The sequence below is a fragment of the Paenibacillus sp. J2L1-98 genome (assembly GCF_056269405.1).
The window spans coordinates 17555-38421 of record NZ_JBWDNW010000021.1 but is presented as its reverse complement, the minus strand read 5'-3'; the positions used below and the strand labels follow the sequence as shown (position 1 = coordinate 38421).

Genomic DNA, 20867 nt, shown 5'->3' with positions numbered 1-20867 from the left:
TATAATAACCGATTGATGCGAAAAGACAACTGCCAATCCATAGATTCGCAGTTGCCTTCTTCGTTTCGTTATTGGCTTACCGTCTGTTCTTCCGTGACGGTAAGATGTTGATCGATCGTGTATACACGACCGGGCTCTAATTCAAGAGGAACCGTCCGCTCTCCGAAGCGCACGGACGTGCGTCCGGCCGAGAAAGCTCTGATTGTCGCTCCGGTCAGAGCGCCGTTCTCCCAAGCTGCATCCACCTCGGCATTTCCTTTGGCCCGCAAGCCCTTAAACGAGCCTGCCGGCCAAACGTCCGGCAGCGCGGGAAGCAGATGAATCTCACCGGCGTGGCTCTGCAGAAGCATATCCGCGATGGCCGCTGCTGCGCCGAAGTTGCCGTCAATGACGAAAATATTCGTCTCCGCCCCGGCGACTCCCGGTTTGGAATACGACAGCAAATTATCGAAGCAGAGGTCGCCGATCAAATGAGCGATGTGCTTCACCGCTTGGTTCCCGTCATGCAGCCTCGAGAAACCTGCCGCGAATAAAGCAGCCGTAAATTCGATATCCTCGAGGTCATCGGTCTGCATCCGGTTGTACAAGGTCGTGCGAACCGCCTCGCTCAGCTCCGGCGTCGCTCCCGGCGTAATCTGATTCCCCGGATAGATGCCGACCAGATGCGCCAGATGACGGTGCTCCGGCTGCGCCTCCTCATAATCCTCCAGCCATTCCTGCAGCTGCCCTTTTCTGCCAATCATAAGTGGCGGCAGCAGCGATATCGCGTGCCGCAGCTTCTCTTGAAGCTCTGGATCCGCTTGAAGCAGTTCGGCCGCTTCCAGACAGAAGACGAACAAATCCCGTACCAGCATCTGATCCATCGTCGGTCCCATCGACAGCTGCTGCGCTCCGTCCTTCGGATCGCCCGGATAGAAGCTGTTTTCCGGCGAATTGGAAGGTCCCGTTACGAGCCAGCCTTGGCGCGGGTGAACAGCCATGTAGCCGAGGAAGAAGAGCGCCGCCTCCTTCAGGACCGGGTACGCCTGACCCGCCAGGAAACCGCGGTCCAACCCGTAATCGTAATGCTCCTTCATATGCAGGGCGATCATTAGGCCGCCCGTTACATTGAGCCCCCATGAGGTTCCCCAGCCCGGCGCCGCAAATCCCCATGCATTGGAGAACACATGCGCGACCCAGCCTTCGCAGCCGTAGAGGTCCTGCGCCGCCAGTCTGCCCGCAACCGACAGCTGTTCAATATAGTTCATCAACGGAACATGGCATTCCGCCAAATTGCTAATTTCCGTCGGGTAATAATTCATTTGTGTATTAATATCAAGATGATAATCGCAGCTCCACGCCATGCGGTTCGCTTCGCCGTCATTCCAGATGCCCTGCAGATGCAGCGGCAGAGGCGAATCCTCGCGTGAGCCGGCAATCGTTAAGTATCGGCCGTATTGATAGAATAATGCAATCAGTCCCGGATCGTCGGTCTGGCCAGCCCGGAACCGCTTCATTCTCTCGTCCGTCGGAAGCACGTCGCGGCTTGTATAACCTAAGTCGATACTGACCCTGTCATAAAGGGACCGATAATCGGCGATATGCTCCTCTTTTAGGCGCTCATAGCCTTTCGCGATAGCGGCTTCGACCTGTCCGCGGCTCTCGTTGATCCACTTCTGATCCGGCTTTCCATAATTCGTATTGACCGCAAAATAGATAAAAGCCTCATCCGCGCCCTTGACTACGAGCTGATCTGCCGAGCTGTGGAACGCACCGCCCCGAATGACGATCTTGATCTCGCCTTGGCAACATACGCCGCATGTTCCGTCACTGTGAATATCTTCCGTTGCTTGGCCTTGAAAAACGAACGTATCGCTGTCCCGCAGGAACGTCGTAAATTGATCTGTCCGCCCCTCCAGGCGAAGCGAGAACGAAAGGCTGCCCGCTTGCCCGCCTCCGATTCGCGATATGACGATGCCTGCCTCATGCGTGGCGAACGTCTCACGCGTAATCGCGTGATTCAGGCTTTGATAAGCAACCTTCGCGACAGCCGTATCCAGATTAAGCTCACGTACCAGTTCTTCTCCTTGACTATCGAAACGCAGAATCGCATCGCACAACGAGAGATTCGTTCCGAAGTTTTGTTTCTCAGGTTCCAGCCATTGCTTGGCAAGCCTGTCGCCTTCCTTGTAATCGCCGCTGAAGAAACGCTCTCTCATTTGCTCCAGCTTGGCTCTGCTGTCAGGCTGCCCTTTAATTCGCTCTGTTTGGCCCGACCAGTAAGTAACCTCCGTCAAACACCACGTTTCGTTTTCTATTCCTCCGTAAATAACGGCGCCTATTCTTCCGTTCCCGACCGGCAGCCCCTGTGTCCAGTCCGATGCGGGCTCAGTGTACCAAAGCTTCAAATGATCCATGTTGTCCCCATCCCTTATCTATTATTTAAAGTAAGCCTCGCTTACCATACGATTGGTTAGACTTCCTAAATTCTCGATCTCGACCGTTACCACGTCGCCGTCCTTTAAGTACACCCGCTTCTCCTCCGGATATCCGAGCACAACGCCTTCCGGCGTTCCCGTCAAAATGATATCGCCCGGAACAAGCGTCATATGCTGCGAAATATAGCTGACGATCTCATCGCACGGGAAAATCATATCAGAGGTGTTCGAATGCTGGCGGATTTCCCCGTTCACCGCGCATTTGATTTCCAAATCATTCGGATCGGCAATCTCGTCCGCCGTTACCAGATAAGGGCCGAGCGGGCTGAAACCGTCGCAGCTTTTGCCAAGAAGCCATTGCTGGGTTCTCATCTGGAGATCGCGCGCCGACAGATCATTGACGCTGCAGTAACCGAATACATGCTGCGGCGCCTCTTCCTTGCTCACATATTTAGCCGTTTTTCCGATGACGATGACCAGCTCCGCCTCATAATCGACTTGAGAGGTCACGCGCTCCGGCAGGGCAACATCCTTCCTGTGTCCCGTAAGCGTATTGTTGAACTTATTGAACAAAATCGGATACTGCGGAATTTGCGCATTTGTCTCAACCGCATGCTGCCTATAGTTCAAGCCCACACAGATCATCTTGTTCGGCCTTGTCACGCATGGCCCAAATGAAATATCTGCCTCAGGAATCAGCAAAGTTTCAGCGTCCCGGACGGATCGGAAGAAGCGCTCCAAATAAGCGGCTATCGTTTCCACGCTCTTCTGCCCGCCCTCGATTACAGCCATCACATCAACCGGTACGTCCGCATCCGGCAATTGCGCCAGCGCCGATTGTATATCGATTATCCGGTCATTCCGCTTTACCCCAAGCCTAAATTGTCCGTCCTTTTCAATGGTTACCAGCTTCATGCTATCATGTCATCCTCTCGCTATTTGTAAATTAAGCATCCTTGCCGAATACGACGCCGCCGTCTATATACAGAGGAGAGCCCATCATAAAGGCGGATTCGTCCGATGCCAGAAACAGCACCGCATTCGCGACATCCTCCGGTCTGCCTAACTCCCCGCTTAGCTGTCTTGTCTTGATAGCCGCGATCGCCGCTGCGGGATCCTCGTACGATCTTTGCAAATATTGCTCAACGAACGGCGTCATGATCGTGCCCGGCAGCACCGCATTGACGCGGATATTATACTTCGCGTAGTCGACCTGCATCGATTTGGTCAGCGCCAGCACGGCGCCCTTCGCAGCCGAATAGGAGGCACGGCGGGCGAGGCCGATCTCTGCGATACAGGAGGACATGTTGATGATATTGCCGGCCTTGCGCTCCATCATATAAGGAAGCACATGCTTCGAGGGCAGGAATACGCCGCGAAGATTGACTTGAATGACGCGGTCCCATGCCTCTGGCTCGATTTCATGAATCGCGCCTACCCCGCTGATTCCGGCGTTATTGAACAAAATATCGATTTTACCGTAGACGTTGACCGCTTCTCGAACCATCGCTTGGACCGAATCCGAGTCCGTCACATCGGCATGGAGAAACATAGCGCTTCCTCCCGCAGCTTGAATGCTCCGCGCCGTCTCCTGCCCCTTTCGTTCATCAATGTCATTTACGACTACGGCCGCGCCCTCCCTGGCAAACAGCTCGGCCGTCGTTTTCCCTATTCCCGAACCGGCTCCCGTCAGGAGCGCGATCTTACCCTGCAGTCTCATCGGCAGGCTCCTCTCTTTCGCTTGCTATCTAACGCGAAACTCATTAAAGTATTTAGGGATAATTTCAGTGGAAGCGCCCGGCAGCTCCGGAAGCACATACTGTCCGTTCTTGACGGTTGCAGGCTCGACAAAGATCGTTCTAATCCAAGGTATATATTCAAGCATGATCGCCCCTGGCGCAGCAGCCACCAAGTGCTGGTGAATTTGCCCCATATCGCCTACATGCGGGCAAACCGGGATGTCATACGAGGCTGCCAGCCCCGCGACCTGCAGCCACTCCGTAATGCCCGCCACCCGCGTAACATCGACCTGGCAGTACCCGATAGCCCCTTGGTGAATGTAATCGCGAAACGCATATTTCGAATACACATGCTCGCCGAGCGCGATCGGAACGTTCAGCGCATCGGCCAGCTTCTTATGCCCCAGGATGTCATCGGGATTAAGCGGCTCCTCCAGCCAAAATAAATCGAATTCCTCCAGCTTCTTGCCCCAGGTCATCGCCGTATTAATATTCCATTGCTGATTGACGTCGATCATAAAGATCACTTGATCGCCGATCGCTTTGCGGACGGCCTTCACCCGATCGTAATCCTCATGCGGATCAGACTTGCCGACCTTAATTTTCACGCCCGTAAAGCCCTGCTCAACGATGTCCGTTACATCCTTCAAGAGCCGCTCCTTCGACCAGTTCAGCCAACCGCCATTCGTGTTATAAGCTTTGATGCCCTTCGATTTATGTCCGCCGAGATACTGCCACAGCGGCTTGTTGGACGCCTTCGCCATAATATCCCATAATGCAATGTCAACGGCGGCAAGCGCCATATGCGTAATGCCTGCCCGGCCGATCCAATGCATTTTGCCGTAGCGCAGATTGTCCCAAATTTCCTTAACCATGAACGGGTCCTTGCCAATCAGCTCAGGGGCATAATAACGGTCGATCGTATCGACGATCATATCATCACCGTGGGCGCAGGTTCCGGTGTAGCCGTATCCCACATATCCCTCATCTGTAAAAATACGAACGCCTGACAATCCCCAATGCGTAGCCGCATTAATCGCATCGGTAATAGGCGGATCGATCGGTACGTGTAACACAAACGTTTCAACTTTTGTAATTTTCATCGTTAGCTCTCCCTTAACTTTCGTTTAATAGCCGAGCGATGCGCCGCCTTCAACAGGCAGTGCTACTCCGGTAATAAAGGCGGCTTGCTCCGAAGCCAAGTACAAAACGGCTTGCGCCACTTCTGCAGAGGTTGCCGGACGGCCAAGCGGATGCATCGCACCCAGTGCCTGAACCGCTTCCGCAGGATCGGCTTGCTGCCGCGTCCATTCTTCCAATAAAGGTGTCATCACACCGGCCGGGCATACGCAGTTGACTCTTATTCCGTCCGCGGCATAGTCCAGCGCAAGTGATTTGGACATCGCAATGACGGCTCCCTTAGAGGCGGCGTAAATCGGATTTTTTCTTTGACCCACAAGCCCGTTAAGCGAAGCCATATTAACAATAGCCCCCTTAGCCTGCCGCAAAAGCGGAACCGCGTGCTTAATCGTCAGATACACGCCCTTCACATTCACCGCAAGCACATGATCAAATGCCTGCTCGTCGATCTCTTCGAGCGGCTTCGGCAATATGACCGCAGCGTTATTGAACAGCACGTCAAGCCGGCCGAATGTTTGAAACGTTTTATCGATGAGCGCTGCCACAGACTTCTCCTGCGATACATCCGTCTGAACCGCGACTGCCCGTGGAAGCCCTTTCACAATTGCGTATTGTTCACACAGCTCGTCAGCTGCGCGCTGCCCTTCCGACCCGTTCCAATCCGCGATCACAACGCGTGCGCCTTCGGCTGCGAACAACCGCGCGCTTACCTCGCCGATTCCAGAGCCGCCGCCTGTTATGAGCACAACCTTATCTAAAAATCTCAGGGGACATTCCTCCTTTTGCCTAAAGTCGTTAGCCTGCTTAAATACTGGATTCATGTTGTTAATTTATCCGCAATTATATCGAATGATCTTTCCCTAATATTTTAGTTATTGTATCATCGATATAGAGATTCGTATTTGATCACACATCCATTAAGTTGACGATTAATCCGCTAACTTTCTTACTATGACAAGACAGAAGAGGGATTGAGCATGAAGAAGCTGAACGAGCTTACGCCTTATGTCGGAGACTCCATGAATTACCTTTACGACGGCAGCTCTAACGAAAAGCTGCGCGTCTGCAGCGTCTATGCCTTTCATCTATTTACGGATGGTCCCGGGCAAATGGAGATTAACGGGAAGCTGTATCCCATCGGCAATCGAACGCTTATTTTCCTCAGGCCGGCAGAGCCTCACGCCTTTCACATCTCTGCCGGGCATCCGCTCACTTCGTATAATCTGTACTGCGATTTATGGGAGCGGAACGATCCTGTCTCCGTCAATCGCATATTCATTTACGCGCCGGAGCCGTTCGAGCTTGGAACGGTCGCTTCCTCTTTGCCATGCGGGGAGCTCGACAGCTTACCGAGCGTATTTTCCCTGCAGCCTTATCCCGAGCTGTATGAAGCCTTCATCATGATCGCTAAGCTTTACGACGATTCGCAGTTCTACCGCTCGGAAATGGTAAACAGCCTGCTCTATGCATGGCTCCTTAACTGGTACAACACAATTCATACGCATCAGCCTACCGATTACCGAATCGTCCGGCTGCTTGCCCATATTAACGGCCATCCGGAGGAGCGGGAACCGGTCGAGTCCTGGTGGAAGTTCTGCGGCTTGAAACGAACGTACTTCCATGCCTTATTTTTACGGGAAACGGGACTTACCCCAAAAGCGTACCATCACAAATTGCTCATGAGACGCGCCTCCCATCTGCTGCTGGAAAGCGGGCTCAGCGTAACCGCTATTGCCGAAAGGCTCGGATATACCTCCATCCATCCGTTTACGCGGCATTTCAGCGCCTTCTACGGTGTAAGCCCAAGGCAATACAGGCTGCAGCCACAGCCGGGAAAATAAAAAAAAGCTGCCGAGGTTTCTCGACAGCCTGCGGGCGCCTTCCGGCGCCTGGCGTTTATTCCATATAATGCAGGCGAGTGAACAGCCTTTATTTTCTATCCTTTTGCAGGAGTCGATCCTCTAACATTCAACGAGCCCGGCAGCGCAATAAGTACGCCCGGCGATTGATCGCCTGTAATTCTGGCGAGAACGCGCTCCATCGCATTGACGCCGATGCTGTAAGTAGGCTGAGCTATCGTCGTGATTCCCGGTCCAATGACGGGGGCCCAATCCAGATCATCGTAGCAGGCAACTCCGATATCATCCGGAATGCGAATTTGCTTGCGCTGAAAAATATTTAATATTTTAAGCAGCATGACACCATTAGCGGCAAACAGCATTCTGAACTGCCCCTCTGAGTTTGCCAAATATTCATCGATCTTTTGCTCCAGCTGCCCTTCCGTCCGGATATCCGCCTCATAAATGTCGGCCGTGCTGGGGTGTTTCGCTGTTTCAAGCATTTGTTGAAACGTACCTGCACGTTCGGAACGGGAACTGACCATGCCGATCGGCTGCGTGAAAAAGGCGATTCTATCGTAGCCTTGCTGCAAAAAAAACTGAAGCGCTGACGTTGTAGCTTGGACATTATCTGTCACTACCGTATCGAAATTAAGCTCTGGCGCTTTGCGGTCAACAAGCACGATCGGTATTTTTTCTTCAGCGAGCTCATGCAAATATTCATTGTTTTGGCCGGTAGAATTGATGATCAGGCCGTCAATCCGATGCGCCTGCAGCATCATGATATACTCTTTTTCTTTCTCCGGATCATTGTCCGTGTTGCATACCATTAGGGAATAGCCATTTTTAGTGCAAACATCTTCAACGCCGCGCAGAATAGAGGTGGAGAAGGGGTTTGTAATATCTGCAACGATCATGCCAATGGTGAAGCTTTTATCTCTTTTGAGACCTCTGGCCATACGGTTAGGCCTATATTTAAGCGCTGCAATCGTTTCTTCAATTCTTTTACGGGTTTGTTCGGACAAGGAATCGAACTGTCCGCTCAAATACCGCGATATTGTCGTTTTGGATACGCCTGCCCCGCGGGCAACATCATCTATGGTTGAACGGTGGAATGGCTTTGATGGCTTACTATTCACTTCTTCCATCTAATCGATCATCCTGTCTCTCTGAATTGCAATCGGTTCCGTTAATCGGTTACTGAAACCGATTAACGAAACCGATTACATCAACTATTCTATTCGACTGGGATGTGAGAAGTCAAGCCACTTTCCCATTTCATTCCATATTGGAATGTCGCTGAAAGGCAGAGCTGTTATCTTCGAGTTGAAAGGAAGCATATTGCAAACAGATCGCGTCAAACAAAACATGAGCGCATTGATCGAATAACGAACCAAGCGGTTGGATGCTTGCGCTCTCGTTAGCCCTGCGGTATTTGGTTGCGGCAGGAACGTGGACGATCCAATCGGCAAGCGCTCCCAGCGCTGAGGAAGGGTCCGTTGTCATCGCAATGACGGTACAACCCAGCTCTTTCGCCTTATTAGCCACCCATACCGTTTGTTTGCTGGTACCGGATCCTGAGACGGCAACGAGTATATCTTCTTGGGCGATTGAAGGCGTAATCGTTTCCCCGACTACGTAAACCTCCGCTCCTAAATGCATAAGCCGCATGGCAAAGGATTTGCCCATCAGTCCCGACCGTCCTTCGCCGACTACAAAAATCCGCTTTCCTGAAAGTACGGCTGCGATCTGCTCCCATCCGCCTACTTCCGGACAGTCCAGAACGCCCTGCATTTCCTGTAAAATCGATTGAATCTTATTCATGTATGTTTACCTCCTTTTGAATTTGGAGAAAGCTTTTGCAGCCAGCACCGGATTCTCTGACTTTGTAATCGCGGAGCCAATAATAACCGCGTAAGGCTCATACGGGATCAGCTCTCGGATCGAGTCTTCGGTAATTCCGCCGGCAAACGCAAGCTTAAAGCTTTTATTGAGGGCCAGACAATCCGGCACTTGACCGCCGCCCCCGCTGAGCGCGCCACCTTGTATTTCCTGCTGATCCTTGCTGACATGAACACAAAAGATCGCTTTGGAATAATCGGTAAGCTGCTTTACTTGCGCCTCAGGCGTATGAAGCAGATCGATCATCACTTTTTTTCCGCGTTTTTCCGCAACGTTCATACACGCTTCTACCGTAACCAGAGGCGCCGCACCCATTACAGTTACCATGTCCGCTCCAGCCTCATAGCACATTTCAAACTCGTATACGGCGTTATCGAAGGTTTTGGCATCCGCTACGATCAAATGATCCGGGTAAGCCTGCTTTAACGCTCTTACACTGTCCATGCCGAATTCCTTAATTAACGATGTACCGACTTCCAGCCAATCGATATAGGCGGCGACGGGGGCGGCAGCCTGAGCGGCTTGTTTAATCGTTAAGCGGTCTAATGCCAGTTGAATATTCATGCTTGTAGTCTTCCTTCCTATTTTCGTTATGCGCGAGCCTGGTTTCTTTCACGAGCAATGTCAGAACAACAGAAACGAGCAGCGAAGCTCCCATGAACACATAGGATGCAGCCGGGCTTCCGGTTGAGCTGTTCAAATAGCCTACGACATACGCTCCCACAAAGGAGCCTAGCGCTCCCATACTATTTACGAGTGCCATAGCTGCTCCAGCGACATTGCGCGGCACGCTTTCGGCAACAAATGCGAAGAAAGCACCGTATGGCGCATACATAGCTGCACCGGCTATAACGAGCATGGTGAAAGAGAGCCAAAAGTTCGAAGAACCGATGATAAAGGACAGACAAAACGAAATAGCGCCGATTAATAGAGAAGACCAAATAAATATTTTTCTCTGCTGGCTGCGGTCAGCCAAATACGAGATTAAGATCATAAATATAATAGCGAATATATAGGGAACGGAGGACAGCCATCCTGAAGCTACAATTCCTTTATTAGAAGCCGCTTTAATGATGGAGGGCAGCCATAGTACAAAGCCGTACACACCGATACTCCAGAAAAAATATTGCAAAGCCAGTGCAATCACCTTCGGCGATGTCAAAGCTGAGCGATAGTTTTTCGCCGGCTTAACATTCGACTGTTCTTTTTGCAGTTCTTCTTCGAGATCGGTCTTCTCTTGCTCGGACAGCCACTTTGCCTCTTTCGGGCGGCTCTGTACCAGCTTGATCCAGAAGAATGCCCAGATTACGGCCGGCAGGCCTTCAATAATGAACATCCAGCGCCAATCCAAAGCTTTTACGATATAGCCGGAAATGATGGACATCCAGAGAACCGTAACCGGATTCCCTAAAATGAGAAACGTATTCGCTCTTGAACGTTCTTTTTTGGTGAACCAGTGGCTTAGTAGTACGAGCATGGCGGGCATGACGACGCTTTCGACTACACCGAGCAAAAATCGAATCGCATACAACCATTTAATATCTGTGACCAAGCCCGTAGCCGTCGCACAAAGACCCCATAGAATTAAGCACCAAAATACGAGATTTTTTGCGCTTTTCTTCTCGGCATAATGCGCGCCCGGAATTTGAAAGAAGAAGTAGCCGAGAAAAAATAATGCCCCCAGAAGAGAGGCGGACGATGAGGTAATGCCTAAATCCTCCGCCATGCCCGAAGCCACCCCGAAGCTGTAATTCGCACGGTCTAAGTAAGCCAAACTATACGTAATGAAAACGATTGGAATCAGTCTCCACCATCTGCCCGGAGCTATGGAACCTTTATTGGTCAGCATACTTCTTCTCTCCTTTGTTTACGGACAAAGTCCGTCAGTTTTTCCCTGCTTGGGAGCCCATCCGAGTCCCCCGGCGACATGACCGCCAGCGCGCCAATCGCATTAGCCCGCGTAACCGCTTCCATTAGAGTCAAACCATCTAACATACCGCTTATAAAACCTACTGCAAATCCATCACCCGCCCCTACAGTGTCGACTACCTTCTCTACCGCAAATCCAGGTATTACCGCTTCCTGGCCGGCAGCAGTCCGGTAATACGCACCTTCTTCTCCCAGCTTAATGATCACTGCCTTTACACCTTTATCCAAATAATAGGCCGCAATGTCCTGTGGGGTCTGATAGCCGGTAAGAATGATTCCTTCAGCAAAACCGGGCAGCACCCAGTCTGCTTCAGCCGCCAAACGGTTGATTTCGCAAATCATCGTTTGCTTGCTGTCCCACAGCTGAGGCCGCAGATTAGGATCAAACGATATGGTCCGGTTGGCGTTCTTCATGACCGATACCGCTTTCTCCGTATAGCCGCGCATACTCTCAGACAGGGCAGGCGGAATACCTGTTACATGCAGATGGCCCGCGGATAAAAAATGCTCTTCGGAAAACTGTTCGATTCCCATATGGCTTGCTGCGGAGTTTTTGCGGTAATACTGCACCTGCGGGTCGCCGGCCAGCACTTTGGATTTGAGTTGAAAACCGGTAGGGTAACGGGAGTCCGTATAAATATGCGAATCATCTACCCCTTCCTTATTCAGAGCTTCTTTTATAAATTGGCCAAACGCATCTTCTCCTACCTGACTTACCCAGCTAACCTGGTAATTCAGTCTGGAAAGTCCGATTGCCACGTTCGTTTCCGCACCCGCCAGGCTGCGTGTGAAATGCTCCACCTGATGAAGCGGCGCTGCCGCATCAGCCATAAACATAGCCATCGCTTCGCCAAAAGTAATCACATCATATTTCCTCATATCGATCATCTCCTTTTTATCGTTGCGGCTCCGTTTCACTTTCGTTATGCATGTGCCAGAAGCTGAACATATTCCGCAGTTGTATCCGTAATATCGCTTCCGCTAAGGGGAAATTCTATCGCTCTCGGGATATCGGCGGGAAAGACCGAGAGCAGCTCGCGCCAATCCGCATTCAAGGCTGACGGCAAAGGCAAAGTATGGTTGATACCCGATTTCTGTACAACATGCTTGCAATGGATATAAACGACATATTCCTTCATCTGCTCGGCAGCATCAAACCTATTCGTATCCGTCCATATCCAATTCCCGATATCAAAGGTCATTTTGACCGGTACATCGTTCTCTTTGCAGCGGGTAAGAAATTCGCATAATTTTTCTATGCGGCCTCCGCAATAGGTTTGGTCGTTTTCTACCGTAAATTGAATGCCGCTGTCATGGAGGTTATATTCCCCGAGTATGTGCTTCAGCAATTGCAAGTCCGAGTGGTCCGGCCTATAGTTTCCAAGCGGCATCTTTATAATCGAGGTACCGATTGATACCCCCTCCAAGATGGTGGCCCTTATCCCCTCCGAGTTTAATTTGCCGTCTTCCTCCCAAATCTGTTCCGGTGCCGAATATACAGCCATTAGCTGATGCTTATGGATAACATCTTTGAGCTCCTTCAAAGGAAACGGTTCATTCGCAAACAATTCACGTCTTATCTCAATGCCATTTCCTCCCGCATCAGCAACGATCTGTACAAAATGCAGCTGGCCGCGCTCCATCACTTGATCAGCTCCGAATGCCGAGGTGGTTACAATAACAGATGCCATTCGCTCACTCTCCTTTGAAACGATTGATATAGGTGTAACGGTTTCAGAAACCGGTTTACGGAACCGGTTCCATAAAGGGTCAAAAGAAACTCGCCAAGAAGGCGAGATAGCTGATTGCTTTTAAAAAAAGTCGATTTTTTAAACGATGCGCTCGAAATCTTACTTTTTTTGTAATGAAATCGGTTACTGGAATCGGTTACATTAACTATCATATTCATTTTTCCTCTGAAAGTCAACAGCTTAATTGAACAGGCCCTTACTTCTTGCTTCATCTCGTCATATTGCCGCTTCCCTTGATCACTTACGCTTCCTTCATGTCAGACAGGCGGCTCACCAATTGATCATAGAAATCTTCATCGACAAACGAAGAGACCGGCCAGAACTCCGCATCCGGAACGACAACTTGTGCCCTTGCAAGTAAATGTTTATTTACTACAACGACATCTGCATCTGCCGGTATTTCTTCAATCGAGGCATTTTCAATCGTAAATTCCCGCTCCCAATCTACCGTTCTTTTTCTAAGCATGGCCGCAGCCATCGCACTTGAGCCCATTCCCGCATCGCATGCAAATATAATTTTTCGAATCTCGCCTATTTTGCTGTTTATGACAATAACATCTTCGGCCCTGTCGCTTTCTTCTTCGTTTTCATTTCCCGGTTGTCTGGAAAGGATAAGCAGCGCCGATGAAAAGCTGACAACCGCCGATGCGGCAAACCCCGTCAGCACCGGCAGCTGCATGCTCATCGGCGCCATGATTAACATTAGAATTGCGCTCCCGGGGGAAGGGGTCGCAACTAAGCCGGCATGAAGCAGCACAAAAATAAGATTTCCCGTCAGCCCCCCCAGCACTAATGCAATAATGACGAAAGGATTCATAAGAGCGTAGGGAAAATACACCTCATGAATCCCGCCAAGGGCATGAATGATCGTTGACGATTTAATGTTCCCTATTTTTTTATCTTGCCGTCTCATAATGAAATAATAGGCCAAGAGCAAACCAAGCCCCGGTCCGGGGTTTGATTCCATAAGAAAGAAGATGGAGCTCCCGCTTTCTTTGGCATGCAATATTCCAAGCGGCTCCAATATGCCATGATTAATCGCATTGTTGAAAAATAACACTTTCCCTGGCTCGATAATAATCGCAAGCAAAGGCAGCAAATTAGACTCCACTAAATACTGAATGCCGGATACGAATACTTTCATCATCCGAATAAAGAGCGGATCGAAATATTGTAAAAACAAAAAAGAAAATAAACAGCCGACGATGCCCGCCGCCGCATTATAAAACAGCAATTCAAACCCGATCGGGATACGCCCTTCTAACAGCATGTCTGTTTTTTTGATGAAAAAACCGATTAAAGGCCCGATAATCAAGGCCGGGAGAATTAATGAAAAGCCATTTAATTCACCAACTGCCGTAGCAATCGTTACGAAAGCGGCGGTAACGCCCCCCCGCTGTCCCCCGATCAATTTCCCTCCGGTATAGGCAAACAAAGTCGGAACCAAATAATAGAGAGCGGGATTGACGATTTGGTAAATATGAGGATTTGGAAACCATCCCATCGGACTGAAAAAAATTCTTATTAGCCCGAGCGACATAAGCGCGGTAATATTTTGAAAAACCACTGTGCTTAAATGCCTTCCAACGCGCTCTAATGTCCTCATGTCTTCCCCCGTAATGCATTGTCAATTTTTTTCAAATAGCCCTTCCCTACAACGGTTTTGATTTGTTCCACGATATCGTCTTCCATCCCCTTAGTGAGCGTATGAACAAAGCTGTCTTCCACCAAAGCCGCACTAATTTCGCTAATCATTTCGATATGCTCCTTGGGCGATTGCTTTGGCGCGAGCAGCACTAAGACCGTGCTTACTTGGGCGGCCTTCTCCTGATGCATCCAGCGCACCGGCTTATCACACTTCACGACACAAACACACATTTTTTGCATCGCTTCGCTTCGGCAATGGAGCATAGCAAGACCGGCATTTTTCATAATCCATGCGCCCAGCTTCTCTCTTTCGTTAAGATCCTGCTTCAATTTTTTGGGATCTTTATCGAGAACAAATTCAGGAAGCTCAGAAGCAATATAGTCAATCACCGTTTCCTTCTTTTTCGCTTTGTTCAATTGTGTAATATAAACATAGTTTTGCAATTGAAATAAAGCGTCGCCGTAATGCTTCAGCTTCAGCATGATCCCTTCTAAATTAACCTCTTGCTTCTTCAGAAGAGCCGGGTCCTTCTCGGCTACTTGATTTAAGCGTTCTTCTATACGAATGAATTCATCCGGCGATAACAACGGATTTACAACGACGACATCATAGTCTTTATGTTGAAAAGGTACTGTCGAAATAATCAGATCAATATCATTCAGCTTCTGCAGCATCTCGTCAATTTGAAGCAACGAAACGGTATCTGCGACTTCGACTTGCGGCAGCTCTTTTTCTAACTGTGCCGCCAGTAACCTCGAAGTTCCCATTCCGCTCGCACATACGAGCAAAATTCGTTTCCGGTTATTTTTCGAACCGGCTTTGCGCAGCACGGCCGCTCCAAAATGCATGGCTAAATATCCCGTTTCTTCTTCCGGCACCGGCTTGTCCAATTGCTTCGCCAAAAAGTCAGCCGCTTTGGAAGACGCTTGAAAGATCGCAGGGTATTTCTGTTTAACATGATTAAGTAACGGATTGCGAATGTCCATATTGTATTGAATTCGGTTTATGGCCGATTCTAAATGGACGATGAGATGCTCGATTAATGAGCTGTCGTTGCCTAAATCGGTTTTCAATTCCTGTTCGACAATGCTGACCATATTTTGAACGAAATGTTCAACCCTGCTCGGGTAATCCGCAGCGGCGGAATTCAGCCTTGTTGCTTTCGCACCCAGCAAATGCGTACAAATATAACCGATTTCATTCTCAGGAATGGTAATCGACAGCTGCGCGCTTAGCTCTTCGGCTATATGTGCCGCCCAAGCAAATTCATTCGTTTCTTTCAATTTCTCCAAGGTTGGCTGGTTGAACGATATTCCTTCATCATTTTGCAGACGATGAATAGCGAGCGCAATATGAATAATCAGACCAACGTAAGCGGTATCCGTCATCTTGTAGCCATACTGATGCTCAGTTAGCTGAATAATCTTCTCAATTTTTTCGATGATTGCCGTATCGATGAAATTTAACATTTTATTGCGGACGGTCATTTCCAGCTTCACTTTATCCTGAGACGGATCCGTTTGTGCGGAGAGGATGTCCAGCAGTTGGTCCTGACTGCAGTTTTGATAAATGAGGTTCAAAATCGCCCGCCTTGTCTGCTGCTCCTGCCCTTCTACGTATATGCCTAAACCCGGCTTTCTGATCAATTTCAAATGATGCTTTAAAAACCACGATTCGCACCGGTTTAAATCATTGCTGATCGTTGCATCGGTAACATTGAGTAAATTGCTGAAATAAAATAGTTTCTGCGGTTCGTTATTAGAAAGCAGCTGCTGCAGGAGTATAAACTGGCGTTCTTCAGGCGTGAAGATTTGAACGGGCTTGCTGGACTGAATGACTTGCAGTAGCCTTTGCTTGGAATCTTCCGTACCCTCCAGCCATAGACCGGTTCCCGCTCTTTTGGCCAGCAATAAGCCGTTATTATGGATCGTCTCTTCCAATGCTTCTATTTCCCGTTGAACGGTTCGTATGCTCAAATCTAACTTTTCGGAAATCGTTTTAAGCGTCAACGTTTGGGGAGATTCCAGCAGCAGCAGCAGAATATGTTCTTGTCTAGAATTTAGTCTCAACTTAAGTCATCCCCTCGCATTTACTAGTTATATTATAATCTACAAGGGTTTTTTGGCGCGAATTGGAATTTGCTCAAGGAGTGCCTGAAAGCCGGGATGCTGTTATGAAACAGATCCCGGCTCCGTATACGCTTTAAAGTTGAATTTGAACCTTCATGAGCGCTGCATCTCTTGGGCCCGCCAAAAAGGCAGGCATTTCTTCAAGTGAAATCACTTTAGATACGACAGGAGCGGTATCGATCCTTTTTCCTTTAATCCAATTGAAGGCAGGCAGGAACGTTTGATTGATGGCCATGGAGCCCAAGATCGTCCAATCCATATGGTATAACGTAAACGGATTAATACGGATTGATGCATCTTCCGGAGTAACGCCAAATTGCAAATATTTAGCTGTCGATCCCATAAACGTCAATGCCTTCTCGATGACGGCCGGGATTCCGGTAGCATCGATAACAATATCGAATCCATTCGGATTTTGCTTGGCAAAAGTATCGAGCTGATCGAATAAAATGCCCTCGGTCGCGCCAAATTGCAAGGCCATGTCCAATTTCGCCGCCGATACGTCTACAACTGCCAACTGCGAAGCTCCCGTTCTAACGACAGATTGAATCAGCAGTTGCCCCATCGCTCCCGCTCCAAATAGGAGAATCCGGTTGCCCGCTTGTATTTGAAGACGGTTAAGGGCGTGCACGATACATGCCATTGGTTCAATGAACGCCGCTTCCTCAAAGCTCATCGTATCCGGAATTTTAACCACGTTTCTAACCGTAACCGCCACATACTCCGCCATAGATCCATTAACTGTATTCCCAAGCGCGTTCCAGTTCACACACTGGTTGCTGCGATGCGTCAGGCAGTATTCGCAATTGCCGCAGTAAAGGGACGGATCGGCCGTCACCCGGTCTCCGACTTGAAAGCCGGTCACGCCTTCCCCGATTTCATGGACGACGCCCGAAAATTCATGCCCCGGAATAATCGGATAAGGAGAAATGAATTCCCCTTTATAAATGTGAATGTCTGTTCCGCATATCCCTACCGCTGCCGTTATCCTTTAACTGCGCCCATCGTAAGCCCTTGCACTAATTGCTTCTGCGTAAACCATCCCAGTATGATCGACGGCAGTACGGCGGTAGTCGCCACTGCGGACATCTTCCCCCAAAACAACCCTTCCTGCGTCATAAAGGAAGCCATAAACACCGGCATCGTCGAGGAATCGGTATAGGTCAAATTGACGCCGAACAGAAACTCATTCCAAGCAAATACAAAACAGAGCAGTCCGGTGGAAATGACCCCCGGCTTCACCAAAGGAAGCGTCACTTTCAAAAAGCCTTGCAGTCCCGTTGCGCCGTCGACTTGCGTGGACTCAATGATTTCGTAAGGAATGTCTTTGAAGAACGAACGCATCATCCAGACGGCGAGCGGGATATTCATTGCGGTATAAAGAACGATTAGGGCCAGGTGCGAATCCAATAATCCAAGCTTTTTGAAGATGATGTAGACGGGAATAATGACGCCTACAGCAGGAAGCATTTTCGTTGAAATGAACCAGAACAAAATGTCATCCGCTTTCTTCATACGGAACATGGATAAGGCATATGCGGCGGATACGCCCAAAATTAAAGAGAGTACCGTAGATATGATGACAATAATTGCGGAATTGCCCAAAAAGGTACCGATTCCCGAGCCCCACACAATTTTATAATTGTCCAGCGTCGGATTGAAAATAATGGAGGGCGGCATAATGACGGCTTCGCCTTCATTTTTCAAGCCGGTAATAAACATCCACAGCAAGGGAAAAAAATAGATAAAAGCTGCCAAATACGTAAATGTCGTCAATAGAACCGCAAGCAGCTTTTTCATGTTAACTCACCTCGGAACGTTCTCCTCAAAAACTTGAAGAGATACTTTAATAATATCAATGTAATGATAACGATAACGACGCCGATGGCCGATGCTCCGCCGATATCCCACCCTTTAAAGCCTACACGATATACATAAAACGGGAGATTTGTGGACGAATAGCCAGGCCCGCCCGAGGTTGTAACATAAATCTCTCCAAATGTTTGCATAATAAACAACAGTCCGAGCAGCATCGCAACTTCGATATAACGCAGCAAGTGCGGAAGGACGACATACATAAATCTCTGAAAGATCGAGGCGCCGTCAATCATACCCGCTTCTATCGCATCCTTAGGGACAGATTGAAGTCCTGCAAGGATGATCAGCATAAAAAACGGGATCCACTGCCACGAGACCAAAGCGATGATCGTCTGCAGCGGATAAGAACCTAGAAAGTCCACCGCATCCTGCCCCATCTTCCCCGCAAAATAAGCGGTTATACCGAAATTGGGATTTAAGATCGCCGTTTTCCAGATGATGCCCGAGACGGCAGGCATGACGAAGAAGGGAGCGACGAATATTGTCCGCAGCAAGCCTTTGCCCAGAAAATCCCGGTTCATCAATAAAGCTAACCCCAGGCCGAATACGAGACACAACAACAATGTACAAGCGGTTAAAATGAACGTATTGCCCAAAACCGTATAAAATTCGACCCCTGTAAAGATCGCTTTGAAATTAGCGAACCAGACAAATTTCGCACCCTTATCCGGCCGCATAAGATTCCAGTCCAGAAAGCTGTAATAAATGGTTACAAGAAACGGGATTTGCGTTACGAGCGCGACAAAAATAATACTTGGCCAGAGCAGCCTTCTGATCGGCGGCGTCGTTACCTTGCTGCTGGACGACTGAAGCTTTGGAGCTGAGCTTAATTCGATCGATTTCATAGGTTCTCCATTCCACCGGTGAATGAGGGAGGGGAAACCCCTCCGCCATTATTCCGATTACTTTTTGTATCCTCCGGAGGTTGCAATTTGTTCCGCTAAGCTTTGTGAATTTTTGAGTGCTTCATCCACTGATTTTTTGCCTGCAATGGCCGTTGCAATATCTTGGCCTACAGAAGTGCCGAGCTGTTGATATTCCGGAATCGCGAGATATTGGATCCCTTGGTAAGGAACCGGATTTACAGTCGGCTTCGTGAAGTCGGCGTTCTCCATCGATTGCAATACAATTTCGGAAAAAGGAGCCGCTTCTTTGTATTTCGGATTGTCGTACGTCGATTTACGGGTTCCCGGAGGCGCTACAACCCATCCCTTCGACTCCCCTACTTGTTCGATATAGCGTTTGCTCGTTGCCCATGTAAGGAATTTGAATGCTTCTTCTTTATGTTTGCTCGCGCTTTCAATTCCTAGCGACCAAGCCCATAACCAGCCGTTATTGTCCTTCGCCCCGGAAGGTGCAAACGCATATCCGATTTTACCCGCTACTTTGGAAGATTCCGGATTGTTCAGGAATCCCGCAGCTACTGTTGAGTCGTACCACATCGCTGCTTTTTCAGTCGAAAGCAGGGTCAGCGCCTCTGTAAAGCCCGTGCTGAATGCGCCCGGTTGACCGGCTTCCTTTAACAGATCCACGTAAAACTGAACGGCTTTCTTCGTCTCCGGGCTTGTTAACTGCGCATTCCAGTTCATGTCGTACCAAGATCCGCCGAACGCATTGATGACGGTATTGAGCGGCGCCATTACTTCTCCCCAGCCCGGAAGTCCCCGAAGCACGATGCCCGGTACGTTGTTTGCCGCTTTTACTTTAATGGCGATATCTCGCACTTGATCCCATGTCGGGTGCAGCGGCATCTCCACGCCGGCTTTCTCAAGCATTTCTTTGTGATAATAAATCATGCTGCTTTCCCCGTAGAAAGGAAACGCATACATTTGATTTTGATAAGAGAGAGCGCTGCGGATGGAAGGGAAAATGTCTTCAAGATCGTAATCTTTCTTCTCTTGCTCGGACATCTTGTCCACCAGCGGCGTCAGAGGTTCAATCCATTCATTTTTCGCCCAAATCGGAGCATCGTAGGTACCGATCGTAACGATGTCGAACATGCCTGCTTTCATGGCTACATCCGTCGTTACTTTTTCCCGGAGATCATTTTCCGGAAGAACTACGAATTCCAATTTAATGCCGGTTTCTTCCGTAAATGCGCTGGACATTTCTTTCATAATGGTCATATCCGGGTTATTTACAGTTGCAATTCGTAATGTCACATTTTGTTCAGCGCTGCCGTTGCCCTCATGATTGCCGGCATCTGGAGCTTTCGAACCGCACCCGCTTAAAACCAATACAAACGATAAAGAAAGTACTGCCAGCAGCGGAATAAACTTTTTCATTAAAACCCTCCTCATTTTTTTATATGTCTAAATTGTTCGACAGGTTTAGTTTAGTTTCTACACGGCCATTAAGCTATCTTTACATCTATAAGTTTGGCGCCTTGTCCTTCAAGCCATTTTTTAAGATCTGCCTTTATGCAGCGGAAATAGGGGCTTTCTCAGAAGCCAGATGGCCGCCATCATATGACGCCTAAGAAAAAAGGCCAACCAG

Annotated in this window: 18 protein-coding genes; 1 reads left to right on the top strand and 17 read right to left on the bottom strand. The window is 49.2% G+C overall.

What is annotated here, in order from left to right:
• Positions 1-68 precede the first annotated feature (68 nt).
• The 5 genes from AC0YNZ_RS25310 to AC0YNZ_RS25290 are packed head-to-tail and all read right to left on the bottom strand — an operon-like array spanning position 69 to position 6117.
• Positions 69-2396 (bottom strand): glycoside hydrolase family 95 protein, encoded by a 2328-nt coding sequence (locus tag AC0YNZ_RS25310; RefSeq protein ID WP_475829241.1) that lies wholly within the window; start codon positions 2394-2396, stop codon positions 69-71.
• Between the two features lie 21 nt (positions 2397-2417).
• Positions 2418-3332, bottom strand: coding sequence for a fumarylacetoacetate hydrolase family protein (locus AC0YNZ_RS25305; protein ID WP_475829240.1), 915 nt, complete (start codon positions 3330-3332; stop codon positions 2418-2420).
• Positions 3333-3363: 31 nt separating this feature from the next.
• On the bottom strand, positions 3364-4137 hold the full coding sequence (locus AC0YNZ_RS25300; protein WP_475829239.1) for an SDR family NAD(P)-dependent oxidoreductase: 774 nt from the start codon (positions 4135-4137) through the stop codon (positions 3364-3366).
• A gap of 24 nt (positions 4138-4161) precedes the next feature.
• Positions 4162-5259 (bottom strand): mandelate racemase/muconate lactonizing enzyme family protein, encoded by a 1098-nt coding sequence (locus AC0YNZ_RS25295; RefSeq protein WP_475829238.1) that lies wholly within the window; start codon positions 5257-5259, stop codon positions 4162-4164.
• A gap of 24 nt (positions 5260-5283) precedes the next feature.
• Complete coding sequence (locus AC0YNZ_RS25290; protein ID WP_475829237.1) at positions 5284-6117, bottom strand: SDR family NAD(P)-dependent oxidoreductase; 834 nt, start codon at positions 6115-6117, stop codon at positions 5284-5286.
• Positions 6118-6273: 156 nt separating this feature from the next.
• On the opposite strand from AC0YNZ_RS25290, the gene AC0YNZ_RS25285 reads away from it, so the two are divergent.
• Positions 6274-7137 carry a helix-turn-helix domain-containing protein gene (locus AC0YNZ_RS25285; RefSeq protein ID WP_475829236.1) on the top strand — a complete coding sequence of 288 codons (864 nt, stop codon included), beginning with the start codon at positions 6274-6276 and terminating at the stop codon, positions 7135-7137.
• A 95-nt stretch (positions 7138-7232) separates the two neighbouring features.
• Here the strand turns inward: AC0YNZ_RS25285 and AC0YNZ_RS25280 are convergent, their stop codons facing one another.
• The 12 genes from AC0YNZ_RS25280 to AC0YNZ_RS25225 form a co-directional block, all read right to left on the bottom strand.
• Complete coding sequence (locus AC0YNZ_RS25280; protein ID WP_475829235.1) at positions 7233-8282, bottom strand: LacI family DNA-binding transcriptional regulator; 1050 nt, start codon at positions 8280-8282, stop codon at positions 7233-7235.
• A gap of 130 nt (positions 8283-8412) precedes the next feature.
• Complete coding sequence (gene hxlB, locus AC0YNZ_RS25275; protein WP_475829234.1) at positions 8413-8958, bottom strand: 6-phospho-3-hexuloisomerase; 546 nt, start codon at positions 8956-8958, stop codon at positions 8413-8415.
• A 6-nt stretch (positions 8959-8964) separates the two neighbouring features.
• Complete coding sequence (gene hxlA, locus AC0YNZ_RS25270; protein WP_475829233.1) at positions 8965-9600, bottom strand: 3-hexulose-6-phosphate synthase; 636 nt, start codon at positions 9598-9600, stop codon at positions 8965-8967.
• Positions 9563-10885 carry an MFS transporter gene (locus AC0YNZ_RS25265; RefSeq protein ID WP_475829232.1) on the bottom strand — a complete coding sequence of 441 codons (1323 nt, stop codon included), beginning with the start codon at positions 10883-10885 and terminating at the stop codon, positions 9563-9565. The genes hxlA and AC0YNZ_RS25265 overlap by 38 nt, the downstream gene beginning before the upstream one ends.
• On the bottom strand, positions 10879-11844 hold the full coding sequence (locus AC0YNZ_RS25260) for a sugar kinase (protein ID WP_475829231.1): 966 nt from the start codon (positions 11842-11844) through the stop codon (positions 10879-10881). Before AC0YNZ_RS25260 ends, AC0YNZ_RS25265 begins: the two co-directional genes overlap by 7 nt.
• A 44-nt stretch (positions 11845-11888) precedes the next feature.
• Positions 11889-12656, bottom strand: a complete 768-nt coding sequence (locus tag AC0YNZ_RS25255) for a sugar phosphate isomerase/epimerase family protein (RefSeq protein ID WP_475829230.1) — start codon at positions 12654-12656, stop codon at positions 11889-11891.
• A gap of 301 nt (positions 12657-12957) precedes the next feature.
• Positions 12958-14322 (bottom strand): PTS transporter subunit EIIC, encoded by a 1365-nt coding sequence (locus tag AC0YNZ_RS25250; protein WP_475829229.1) that lies wholly within the window; start codon positions 14320-14322, stop codon positions 12958-12960.
• A complete protein-coding gene (locus tag AC0YNZ_RS25245; protein WP_475829228.1) occupies positions 14319-16433 on the bottom strand; it encodes a BglG family transcription antiterminator in 2115 nt (704 codons plus the stop codon). Before AC0YNZ_RS25245 ends, AC0YNZ_RS25250 begins: the two co-directional genes overlap by 4 nt.
• A 133-nt stretch (positions 16434-16566) precedes the next feature.
• Positions 16567-17463 (bottom strand): zinc-dependent alcohol dehydrogenase family protein, encoded by an 897-nt coding sequence (locus AC0YNZ_RS25240; RefSeq protein ID WP_475829282.1) that lies wholly within the window; start codon positions 17461-17463, stop codon positions 16567-16569.
• 14 nt (positions 17464-17477) lie between these two features.
• The gene (locus AC0YNZ_RS25235; protein WP_475829227.1) at positions 17478-18293 is read right to left on the bottom strand and encodes a carbohydrate ABC transporter permease; all 816 of its coding nucleotides are present in this window, start codon (positions 18291-18293) and stop codon (positions 17478-17480) included.
• Positions 18290-19216 carry a carbohydrate ABC transporter permease gene (locus AC0YNZ_RS25230; RefSeq protein ID WP_475829226.1) on the bottom strand — a complete coding sequence of 309 codons (927 nt, stop codon included), beginning with the start codon at positions 19214-19216 and terminating at the stop codon, positions 18290-18292. The genes AC0YNZ_RS25235 and AC0YNZ_RS25230 overlap by 4 nt, the downstream gene beginning before the upstream one ends.
• Positions 19217-19273: 57 nt before the next feature.
• Entirely contained in the window at positions 19274-20656 is a 1383-nt protein-coding gene (locus AC0YNZ_RS25225) for an ABC transporter substrate-binding protein (RefSeq protein WP_475829225.1), read from the bottom strand.
• Positions 20657-20867: the final 211 nt, after the last annotated feature.